The following is a 12743-nucleotide window of genomic DNA, read 5'->3' as shown; positions in this document are numbered from 1 at the left end:
CTCACACCGCCCGCATGGATGTGAGTTTCTCGCTGGCTGAACGGTTCAGCGAGGCCGGTGAGCCTGCCGGGATCGGCGGGGCGGTGGAGTTTCGCACCGATGTGTTTGATGCGGCCAGCATCGAGGTGTTGATCGAGCGGTTGCAGGCGGTGTTGGTGGCGATGACCGCCGATGCGGGTCGGCGGCTGTCATCGATCGATCTGCTTGATGTCGGTGAGCATGCCCGCCTCGATGAGATGGGTAATCGGGCGGTGTTGACCCAGCCGCAGACGGTGTCGGTGTCGGTTCCGGTGTTGTTGGCTGCGCAGGTCAGCCGTTTCCCGGATGCGGTGGCGGTGACGTCGGGTGCTCAGTCGCTGACCTATCGCGAACTCGATGAGGCCGCCGACCGGTTGGCGCAGGTGTTGGCCGGGCGGGGGGCAGGCCCGGGGCAGTGCGTGGCGCTGCTGTTGGAGCGTTCGGCGCAGGCGATCGTGGCGATGCTGGCGGTGTTGAAGACCGGGGCGGCGTATCTGGCGATCGACCCGGCGGCGCCGGGGGCGCGCATCGAGTTCATGGTCGGTGATGCTGCGCCGGTCGTGGCGGTGACCACCGCGGACCTGGTGGCGCGCTTGGACGGGTTCGACTTGGCCGTTGTCGATGTCGATGATGCCGAGGTCGGCGCCCAGCGCGTTTCGGCGCTGCCCGCGCCGGGGCCCGACGATATCGCCTATCTCATCTACACCTCGGGCACCACCGGAACTCCCAAGGGTGTGGCCGTCACGCACCGCAATCTGGCGCACTTGGCGCAGTCATCGTCTGAGCACTTGCCGGCCGATCAGGTGTGGACGCAATGCCATTCGTATGCCTTCGATTTCTCGGTGTGGGAGATCTGGGGTGCGCTGCTGGGTGGGGCGCGGTTGGTGGTGGTGCCCGAGTCGGTGACGACCTCGCCCGAGGATTTCCATGCCTTGCTGGTCGGTGAGCGGGTCAACGTGCTCACCCAGACCCCCTCGGCGGTGGCGGCGTTGTCTCCGCAGGGGCTCGAGTCGGTGGCGTTGCTGCTCGGCGGTGAGGCCTGCCCGGCTGATGTGGTGGACCGGTGGGCGCCCGGGCGGGTGGTGATCAACGCCTACGGGCCCACAGAGATCACGGTGTATGCGTCGATGAGCGCGCCGCTGACACCGGGATCGGGCCCGGCCCCAATCGGGGCGCCGGTATCGACTGCGGCGCTGTTTGTGCTCGACGAGTGGTTGCGCCCGGTTCCGGCCGGGGTGGTCGGTGAGTTGTATGTCGCCGGCGCTGGCGTGGCGATGGGTTATCTCGGCCGGTCGGCCTTGACCGGGTCGCGGTTTGTGGCGTGTCCGTTTGGGGTGGTTGGGCAGCGGATGTATCGCACTGGGGATTTGGTGCGTTGGCGTGCTGATGGGCAGCTTGATTATTTGGGTCGTGCTGATGAGCAGGTCAAGATTCGGGGGTATCGCATCGAGCTGGGTGAGATCCGGTCGGCGTTGACGGCGTTGGACGGTGTCGAGCAGGCGGCGGTGATCGCGCGTGAGGATCAGCCTGGTGTGAAGCGGTTGGTGGGTTATGTCACCGGCAGTGTTGATCCGGTCAAGGTGCGTGTGGCGCTGGGTGATCGGTTGCCTGGGTATATGGTTCCCGCGGCGGTGGTGGCGTTGGATGCGTTGCCGGTGACGGTCAACGGCAAGCTTGATGCGCGTGCGTTGCCGGTGCCCGATTACGGCGATGGTGATCGGTACCGGGCTCCTTCTGATGCGGTCGAGGAGATCTTGGCCGGTATCTATGCCCAGGTCCTTGGACTCCAACGTGTCGGTGTTGATGACTCCTTCTTCGACCTGGGCGGGGACAGCATTCTGTCCATGCAGGTGGTGTCGCGGGCCCGGGCATCGGGCATGCTGTGCCGGCCGCGTGACATCTTCGTCGAGCAAACCGTAGCCCGGTTGGCGCGGGTGGTCGCAGTGGCCGGCGATGACGTCGGCCTTGCCGATGAGGGCGTCGGGCCCATCGCGGCGACGCCGATCATCCACTGGTTGCGTGAGGTGGAGCGCGCAGGCGGCCCGGTTGAACATTTCAACCAGACGATGGTGATCCAAGCTCCGACCGACGCCACCGAGGCCGACGTCGAAGTCGTCGTGCAGGCCCTGTTGAACCGGCATGCCATGCTGCGGCTGCGCGCCACCGACGATGGCGCCGGGGGCTGGTCGCTCGTGGTGCCCGAGGCGGGGTCGGTGCACCCGGGCCTGGAGTCGGTGGACGTACTGACCGATGAGGCATTGGTTGCGGCGCGATCCCGGCTCGACCCGGCCGCCGGGACGATGGTCAGCCCGTTGTGGGTGGCCTCGTCCGGGCAGCTGGTGCTGATCGTTCATCACCTGGCCGTGGACGCGGTGTCCTGGCGGATTCTGCTCGAAGACCTCAACATCGCCTGGGCCCAACAGCGCCTCGGCCAACCCGTCGCGTTGCCCGCGCCCGGAACCTCCTTCGCACGGTGGGCTTCACTCCTCGGCGAACGAGCTCGCGCTTCGGCGGTGGTGAACGAGGCCGACCAGTGGCGACGAGTCCTGGCGACCCCGGCCGCCCTGCCCGAAGTCCAGCCAGAGCTGGACACTTATGAATCCGCCGGGCATCTGACGGCATCCCTGGACGTCGACACCACCAGGATGCTGCTCGGTGAGGTCCCGGCGGCCTTCCACACCGGGATCCAGGACATCCTGCTGATCGCCTTCGGACTGGCTGTCACGCAGTTCCTGGGTACCGGCGCTACGCGGGTCGGCATCGATGTCGAAGGCCACGGTCGCATCGAGGAGATCGCGGATGCCGAGGAACCACGAGGCCTCTCCACCCCGATCGACCTGTCCCGCACCGTCGGCTGGTTCACCACCAAGTACCCGGTCGCCCTGGACGTCGGTGGGTTGCGCTGGTCCCAGGTTGTGGCCGGGGAGCCGGCGCTGGGCCCCGTCATCAAGAGCGCGAAGGAACAACTGCGTGCTTTGCCCGACGGTCTGACCTACGGACTGTTGCGCTACCTCAACCCCGAGGTCGACCTGCGCGGGTCCGACCCCACCATCGCGTTCAACTACCTCGGCAGGTTGGTCGACACCGCGGCCGGCGAGGACTTCGCCGAATTGTGGCGGGTCAGCCCGGACGGCTTGTCACACGCCGCCGTCACCGGGGCCATACCCATGCCGCTGGGGCACACCGTGGAACTCAACGCCAGCACGGTGGACACCGAGACCGGGCCGGGTCTGTACGCAGCGTGGACGTGGGCACCCTCGGCGCTCGACGACGCCCAGGTAAGTCGGCTCAATCAGTTGTGGTTCGACGCCCTGACCGGCATCTGCGCGCACGTCGCCGCCGGGGGCGGCGGCCTGACACCTTCCGACATCACCCCCGCCCGGCTCACTCAGGGGGAACTCGACGAGCTGAGCCGCCAACACCAGATAGCGGACGTCTTGCCCCTGACACCGTTGCAACAGGGGCTGCTGTTCCACTCCAGCGCCACCGTCGGCGACGACCGCGACGATCTCTATGCCATGCAGCTCGACCTCACCGTCTCCGGCCCGTTGGATGCCCGACGGCTGCGCGAGGCCGTGCACACGGTCGTCAACCGTCACCCCCACCTGGTGGCCCGGTTCAACCAACAGTTCGACGAACCGGTGCAGATCATCGCGGGCGACCCCGCCGTGCCGTGGCAATACCTCGAGATCGAAACGGACGACCCCGGGGCGCCCGAACAGATCCGACGGCTGTGTGCCGCCGAACGCGCCGCGGTCTGCGACGTCCTTCACCAGCCTGCCTTCCGCGCGGCACTGATCCGCACCGCGCGCCACGAGCACCGATTCGTGATGACTTACCACCACATCGTGCTTGACGGGTGGTCGCTGCCGATCCTGCTGCAGGAAGTGTTCGCCAGCTACTACGGGCAGCGACTCCCGGCCGCCGCACGGTACCGCAGGTTCGTCACCTGGCTGGCCGACCAGGACGTCGACTCGGCCCACACCGCCTGGCGCGATATTCTCGCCGGTTTCGACACCCCCACGCTGGTCGCTCCGAAAAACCGGTCCCGACCGGGACGCCGAGCCGCCGAATCGTTCCGTCTGCCCGCCGAGACCACGCAGGCCGTCAACGAGCTGGCACGCAGTTGCCACACCACCGCCAACACCGTGCTCCAAGCCGCCTGGGCGCAGGTACTGATGTGGCTGACCGGCCGGCACGATGTGGCCTTCGGCGTAGCGGTCTCCGGGCGGTCGGCTGAGGTGGCGGATGCGGACTCGATGATCGGGTTGCTGATCAACACGGTGCCGGTACGGGCAACCGTCACCCCGGCCACCACAATCGTCGAGCTGCTCGATGAGCTGCAGCGCCGACACAGCGAAACACTCGATCACCAACACCTTGCGCTCAACGAGATTCACCGCGCCACCGGTCACGATCAACTCTTCGACACGCTGTTCGTCTATCAGAACTATCCGGTGCAGACCGCGGCGATGTCGATGGCCGATGGGCTGGCCGTCACCGCCGTCAACGCCCGCGAGTTCAACCACTATCCGCTGACCCTCCAGGCGATGCCGGGCCCCGAGCTGGTTCTGCGGGTCGAATTCGACACCGAACTTTTCGACACCGATCGCATTGGGCAGATCATCGCGCGGTTCGAGCGAGCGGTCGTCAGCGCCACCCGGCGCGACCTACCGATCGATCTGCTCGACGACGATGAACGCGCGGCTCTGGAGAAGTGGGGCAATCGGGTGGCGCTGACGCGGCCCGCCACGGTGTCGACGGCGATCCCGGCGTTGTTCGCCAGGCAGGTCGCTCGTGATCCCGAGGCAGTGGCGGTCAGTTTCGGTCGCCGCACTATGACCTACCGGGAGCTGGACGAGGCGTCGAACCGGTTGGCGCACTTGCTGATCGCTCGGGGTGTGGGTGCCGGTGACCGGGTGGCGTTGTTGTCCCCCAGGACCGTCGAGGCGATCGTGGCGATTGTCGCCGTGCTCAAGACCGGGGCGGCATATGTCCCGATCGATCCGGCGGTGCCCGATGCGCGGATAACCTTCGTCCTGGGCGATGCCGCGCCGGTGGCGGCGATCACCACTACTGATCTGGCCGATCGGTTGGCCGGGTACGGTATCGCGGTCATCGAGGTCGACGATCCCGCAGTGGAGGGCCAATCGAGTACGGCGCTGCCGGTGCCGAGTGCCGATGACGTGGCCTATCTGATCTACACCTCGGGCACGACGGGAGCGCCCAAGGGCGTGGCTATTCCGCATCACAACGTGACGCGACTATTGGACGCGATCGATGCGCGCCTGCAACTGCGGCCGGGCCAGGTCTGGACGCTGTGCCACTCGCTGGCATTCGACGTCTCGGTGTGCGAGATGTGGGGCGCGCTGCTGCGCGGTGGGCGACTCGAGGTGGTGCCCGAGTCGGTGGTGCGCTCGCCCGAGGACTTCTACGCCCTGTTGGTCCGCCGACGGGTCAGTGTGTTGAGTCAGACCCCATCGGCGTTCTATGCGCTGCAATCCGTCGATGCCCAGCAGCAGGCGCTGCACGATCAACTGCGTCTCGAAGCGGTGTTGTTCGCCGGGGAGGCGCTGGAGCCGTCGCGTCTCGGCTCGTGGTTGGACAACCATCCGGGTTCGCCGCGTCTGATCAATCTGTACGGGATCACCGAGACGACGGTGCACGCGTCGTTCCGCGAGATCGACCACACCGATGTCGACAGTCCGGCCAGCCCGATCGGGGTACCGCTGCCCTCCCTTGCCTTCTTCGTGCTCGACGGTTGGCTGAGGCCGGTGTCGCCAGGTGTGGTGGGCGAGCTGTATGTCGCCGGCGCCGGCCTGGGATACGGCTATGTGGGCCGGGCGGGCCTGAGCGCCACACGGTTCGTGGCCTGTCCGTTCGGCGGCGCAGGTGCACCGGGGCGGCAGATGTATCGCAGTGGGGACCTGGTCCGCTGGCGCGCCGATGGGCAACTGGACTATCTAGGCCGCGCCGACGAGCAGGTCAAGGTGCGCGGGTACCGCATTGAGCTCGGCGAGATCGAGGCTGCCCTGATTAGTTTGGACGGAGTCGAGCAGGCGGTGGTCATCGCGCGCGAGGACCAGCCCGGCGACAAGCGGCTCGTAGGCTACATCACCGGCACTGCTGATCCCGCAGTGTCGCGCGCCGCGCTCGGCGAGCAGCTGCCGGCCTACATGGTGCCGGCGGCGGTGGTGGCGATCGAGGCGATGCCGTTGACCGTCAACGGCAAACTCGACAAACGGGCACTGCCCGCGCCCGAGTATCGGACCGTCGACCGCTATCGTGCCCCCGCGAACGCGGCCGAAGAGATCCTGGCCGGCATCTACGCCCAGGTCCTCGGACTGGCTCGCGTCGGCGTCGACGAGTCCTTCTTCGAACTGGGCGGAGATTCCCTGTCAGCGATGCGGCTGGTCGCGGCGATCAACAAGTCATCAGAGAGCGCCGTCGCGGTCAAGGCTGTGTTCGACGCTCCGACGGTCGCCCAGTTGGCGCTCCGCATGGGAGGAGACGCCGACCGTTTTGAGCCGCTGGTGGCGGGTGAGCGGCCTGCGGTGATGCCGCTGTCGTATGCTCAGAACCGGTTGTGGTTCATCGATGAATTGCAGGGCCCCTCACCGGTTTACAACCTGACAGTGGGGTTGCGGCTCAAAGGGCACATCGATGTCGACGCGTTGGGTGCGGCGTTCGCCGATGTGGTCGATCGCCATGAAAGCTTGCGCACCGTGTTCCCGGCAGTCGACGGCATACCTCAGCAGTTGATTCTCCCGAGCGAGAACGCTGAATTCGGTTGGGAAATAGTCGATGCGACCGACTGGCAGGCCTGCGAGTTGGAGGAGGCGGTCGAAGAAACGGCGCGGCACAGCTTCGTCCTGTCCGAGGAGATCCCGCTGCGGGCACGCCTTTTCCGCCTCGCCGAGGACGAACACGTGCTGGTGGCCGTGGTGCATCACATTGCCGCCGATGGGTGGTCGATCCGGCCGCTGGTGACCGATCTCGGCGTGGCGTATGCCAGTCGGAGCGCAGGACACGCGCCAGGCTGGGCACCCCTGGCGGTCCAGTATGCCGACTACACATTGTGGCAGCGCGCGCAGCTTGGTGATCTCGAGGACGATGACAGTCGCATCACGACGCAACTCCGATACTGGGATGAAGTGTTGGGCGGGATGCCCGAGCGCTTGATGCTCCCGACCGACCGGCCCTATCCGTTGGTGGCCGACCAGCACGGTGCCAGGGTGGCGGTGGAGTGGCCTGCGGAGCTACAGCAACGGGTACGGGCAGTGGCTCGTGAGCACGGCGCAACCAGCTTCATGGTGGTGCAGGCCGCGCTGGCGGTGCTGCTCTCCAAGCTCAGTGCGAGTTCCGATGTGGCGGTGGGTTTCCCGATTGCTGGACGGCGCGATCCCGCGCTCGACGAGCTGGTCGGGTTCTTCGTCAACACGTTGGTGCTGCGGGTAGATCTCGCCGGAGATCCCAATGTCGCCGACGTGCTCGCTCAGGTGCGGGCCCGCAGCCTGGCGGCCTACGAGCATCAGGACGTTCCCTTCGAAGTGCTCGTCGAGCGGATCAACCCGGCGCGGTCCCTGACCCACCATCCGATGGTGCAGGTGATCCTGGCTTGGCAGAACTTCGCAGGCGAAGCGGCGGACGAATTCGCGTTGGGCGATCTGGAGGCCACCCCGTTGCCGCTGGACACGCATACAGCTCGCATGGATCTGTCTTTCTCGTTGGCCGAACGCTGGACCGAAACCGGCGACGCTGCCGGGATATCGGGGACGGTGGAGTTCCGAACCGACGTGTTCGACGCGGTCAGCATCGAGAGTCTGATCGAGCGATTGCATCGGGTGCTCGAGGCGATGACAACCCACCCCGCCCGACCGTTGTCGGCGATCGATGTTCTCGATGCCGCCGAGCGTGCCCGCGTTGACGAGCTGAGTAATCGGACGGCCCTGGTCGAGTCGACGGCCACGTCATCGATTGTGGCGTTGTTCGAAGCGCAGGTCGCTCGGGCGCCCGAGGCGGCGGCCGTCAGCTTCGAAGGCCGCGACATCACGTATCGCGAACTGGATGAGGCGGCAAACCGGTTGGCGCACTTGCTCGTTGGTCGCGGTGTCGGAGCTGGGCAGCGAGTCGCTTTGCTGTTCGGACGCTCGATCGAAGCGGTCGTGGCGATTTTTGCGGTTCTCAAGACAGGTGCGGCCTATGTGCCGATCGATCCGTCGGTGCCCGATGCGCGGTTGGAGTTCGTGCTCGGTGACGCGGCACCGGCGGCCGTTGTGACGACCGCGGATCTTGCCGAGAGGCTGGTCGGGCGTGGGCTCACGGTCATCGACGCGGATGACCCGGCGCTCGACGACCAACCCGTCAGCGCGCTTGTTGGGCCGCGTCCAAACGACATCGCATATCACATCTACACCTCGGGCACGACCGGTGTGCCCAAGGGCGTGGCGATCCCGCACCACAACGTCACCGGACTGTTCGAGGCCATCGACACCCGGCTGGAGCTGCCGCCGAAACAGGTCTGGGCCCAGAGTCATTCGTTGGCTTTCGACTTCTCCGTCTGGGAGGTCTTCGGCGCCCTGACCCATGGTGGGCGGCTGGTGATCGTCTCGGATTCGGTGGCCCGGTCGCCGGAAGAGTTCCACGACTTGCTGATCGACGAGCAGGTCAACGTGTTGAGTCAGACGCCGTCGGCGTTCTACGCGCTGCAGTCCATCGATGAACTGACCCTTGAGGACTCGGCGTCGGAGCTCGCACTCGACGTGGTGGTGTTCGGTGGTGAGGCGCTCGAGCCGTCGCGCCTCAAGGCGTGGCTGGATCACCATCCCGAATCGCCGCGGTTGATCAATATGTACGGGATCACTGAGACGACGGTGCACGCCTCGTTCCGCGAGATCCTGCCCGACGACATCGACAACGTGGTCAGCCCGATCGGGGTGCCACTGGCGCATCTCGGTTTCTTCGTCCTCAACGCCCAGCTGCAACCGGTGCCGATCGGTGTCGTCGGGGAGCTGTACGTGGCCGGTGCGGGGGTAGGAGCCGGATATGTAGGCCGCTCCGGGTTGAGCGCGACGCGGTTCGTGGCATGTCCTTTCGGCGGCCTGGGCAGCCGCATGTATCGCACCGGGGATCTGGTGAGTTGGGGCACGGATGGAGAGCTGAGATACCTGGGGCGCGCCGACGAGCAGGTCAAGATTCGCGGCTACCGCATCGAGCTCGGCGAAATCCAGGCGGCCCTGGCCGAACTGGACGGCGTCGAGCAGGCGGTGGTGATTGCCCGCGAGGACCGCCCTGGCGACAAACGTCTGGTGGGGTATGTGACCGGCAAAGACGACCCGGCCGGACTGCGCGCACAGCTCGCCGAGCGGCTGCCCGCCTACATGGTGCCGGCCACGATCGTGACGCTGGACGCGCTGCCGCTGACGGTCAACGGCAAGCTCGACAATCGCGCCCTGCCGGCACCGGAGTATTCCGACGTCGATCACTACCGCGCCCCGGCCAACCCTGTCGAGGAGATCCTCGCCGACATCTACGCCGAGGTTCTCGGCCTGGAGCGGGTCGGGGTGGATGACTCGTTCTTCGACCTCGGCGGCGACAGCATTTCCGCCATTCAAGTGATCATGCGTGGCCAGGCTGCGGGTCTGATCGGTCGCCCGCGCGACATCTTCGTCCAACAGACCGTGGCCCGGCTGGCCCGAGTGGTCAGGTTGGCCGACGGCTCCGAGGACGAGATCGACGAGGGCACCGGTCCGGTGATCGCGACTCCGATCATGCATTGGCTCAAAGCGATTGACGGCCCGGTCGATGAGTTCAACCAGACGGTACTGCTGCAGGCTCCTGCGCGGGTGACAGAAGCTGATGTGGTGGTGGTGCTTCAGGCCCTCCTGGATCGCCACGCCATGCTGCGGCTACGGGCCGCCGACGACGGCGCCGGGGCGTGGGCTTTGACGGTGCCCGAGCCCGGCTCAGTGGACGCGCGCAAGTGCCTGCAACCGGTGGACGTGTTGACGAACGAGACGTTGGTCGCGGCTCGGTCGCGGTTGAATCCCGCCGACGGGGTGATGCTCAGCGCCGTATGGGCCGCCTCCACCGGTCAACTGGCGTTGATCATTCATCACCTGGCCGTCGACGGGGTGTCGTGGCGGATTGTGTTGGAGGACATCAACATCGCGTTCACCCAGCATCGTGGCGGTCAGCCGGTGCTGTTGCCGCCAGCGGGGACCTCGTTCGCCCGGTGGGCCGAGCTGCTGGATGAGCAGGCGCGCCATCCGGGCGTGGTCGACCACGCGGATGCGTGGCGGCAGGTGGCGGCGATTCCTGCGGCGCTGCCCGCGCCCCAGCCGGCGGTGGATACGTTCGCCACTGCCGGGTACACGACGGAACTGCTGGATGCCGAGACCACTCACATGCTCCTCGGTGAGGTGCCCGCTGCGTTCCACGCTGGCGTGCACGAGATTCTGTTGATCGCCTTCGGATTGGCGTGGGCGCAGTTCCTGGGGGCCGAGGGTGCTCCGATCGCCATCGATGTGGAGGGACACGGTCGCCAGGAGGACTTCGACGCGCTGGGTGCCGATGTGGACCTATCGCGCACAGTGGGGTGGTTCACCGCCAAGTACCCCGTTTCGTTGGCGCTGGACGGGGTGAGCTGGACGCAGGTGGTGACCGGCGACACGGCGCTGGGGGCGGTGCTCAAAGACGCCAAGGAGCAGCTTCGTTCCCTGCCCGACGGCTTGACCTACGGTTTACTGCGTTATCTGAATAACGATGTGGATCTTGGCGGGTGCGACCCCACGATCGGCTTCAATTACTTCGGCCGGCTGGGCTCGCCTGCGGCCTATGCATCGGGGGACGTCTGGCGGTTCAGCCAGGACGGCTTGTCACTGACCGGTGCCGTCGCGGCGACGCCCACCGCTCTGACGCACACCGTCGAGCTCAACGCGGTCACCATCGACACCGACACCGGCCCGCACCTGAACGCGACCTGGACGTGGGCGCCCTCGGTGCTGGATCGCGCGGCGGTCACCCGGATCAGCCGATTGTGGTTCGACGCCCTGGCCGGCATCTGCGCGCATGTCCGACGCGGTGGGGGCGGACTTACCCCGTCGGATATCGCCCCAGTCCGGCTGAGCCAGCAGCAGATCGACGAGCTGCACGGCCAGTTCCCGATCGCCGACGTGCTGCCACTGACCCCCTTGCAGCAGGGACTGCTCTACCACGCCAGCATCGCCAAAGCCTCCGGCGACGATGCGTATGCGGTGCAGCTGGATATCGAATTGAGCGGCCCGCTGGACGTGCACCGCCTGCACGAAGCCGTGCAGGCGGTGATCGACCGGCATCCTCACCTCGCCGCCCGGTTCAGCGCACAGTTCGACCAACCCGTGCAGCTGATTCCCGCTAATCCCATTGCCGCCTGGCGGTACGTCGAATTCGACGACGGGGCCGCTGATTTCGGCATCGACGCGCGGGTGGAAGGAATCTGTGCCAACGAACGCGCCGCAGTGTGCGATCTCGACAACCAGCCGCCCTTCCGGGTGACGCTCATCCGTGTCGCCGACAACCGGCACCGCTTCGTGCTGACCAACCACCACATCGTGCTCGACGGCTGGTCGATGCCGATCCTTCTGCAGGAGATCTTCGCCGGCTACCACGGCCACCGGCTGCCCGCGGCCTCGCCGTATCGCAGCTTCATGACTTGGCTTGCAGAACGGGACCACTCCGCTGCCCGAGCGGCGTGGCGCGAAGTGTTCGCCGATTTCGAGACCCCGATTCTCGTCGGCCCGCCGCAGGAGCTCGGGTTTCGTCGGCGGAGCGTCGAATCTTTCCGCGTGCCGGCGAAGACGACCAGGGCGCTTATCAAGCTGGCGCGCACCCACCACACCACCGTCAACACCGTGTTGCAGGGCGCGTGGGCGTTACTTCTCTCCTCGCTGACCGGCCAGCGGGATGTGGCCTTCGGCACCGTGGTGTCGGGCCGGCCGGCCGAGGTCGTCGGCGCGGAATCGATGGTGGGGCTGTTGATCAACACGGTGCCGGTGCGCGCGCACATAGCGCCGAACGCCACAACATCGGACTTGTTGAACCAGCTGCAAAGTGCCCACAACGACACCCTCGAGCACCAGCACCTGGCGCTCAGCGAGATCCACCGCATCACCGGTCAGGACAGACTCTTCGACACCGTTTTCGTATACGAGAACTATCCGACCGACACGGGCGGGCAGCCGGCCGTCGACGGCTTGGCCATCACCGGCTTCACCAGCCGCGACTTCTATCACTACCCGCTGACGGTGCAAGCCGGACCCGGTCGTGAACTGGAACTTCGCGTCCAATACCGCACGGACGTTTTCGACCGCGCCACCGTCCGAGCACTTATCGAGCGGTATACGCAGGTGCTGGTGGAGATGACAACGCATCCGACGCGGCCGTTGTCGACGATCGATGTCCTCGATGCGACCGAACACGCCCGGTTGAACGAGATAGGGAAGCGGGCGGTGTCGGCGATCCAGCGGGCGAGCGCCTCAGAACCGGCATACGGAGGCGCCGGGGGCAGCGCCGATGGTCATCTCGCCCCGACGACTCTGGTGGAGCAGATCCTGACCGGTATCTACGCCCAAGTGCTGGGGTTGGACCGCGTCGGGGTCGACGAGTCGTTCTTCGACCTGGGCGGGGATTCGATATCGGCCATGCGGGCGATCACGGCGATCAACACTGCCCTCGATGCCGACTTC

The 12743-nt window shown here is 66.5% G+C and carries 1 pseudogene (only partly in view); it reads left to right on the top strand.

Annotation, left to right across the window (positions count from 1 at the left end):
- A pseudogene (locus AAHH99_RS16590) lies at positions 1–12743 on the top strand (non-ribosomal peptide synthase/polyketide synthase); its annotated part reaches 19561 nt to the left of the window's first position; the annotation flags it as partial.

Origin of the sequence: Mycobacterium neumannii, assembly GCF_048452905.1 — a bacterium.
Lineage (GTDB): Bacteria > Actinomycetota > Actinomycetes > Mycobacteriales > Mycobacteriaceae > Mycobacterium > Mycobacterium neumannii_B.
Note: the sequence above shows the minus strand (reverse complement) of the source record. Positions and strands in the feature narration are given on the sequence as shown.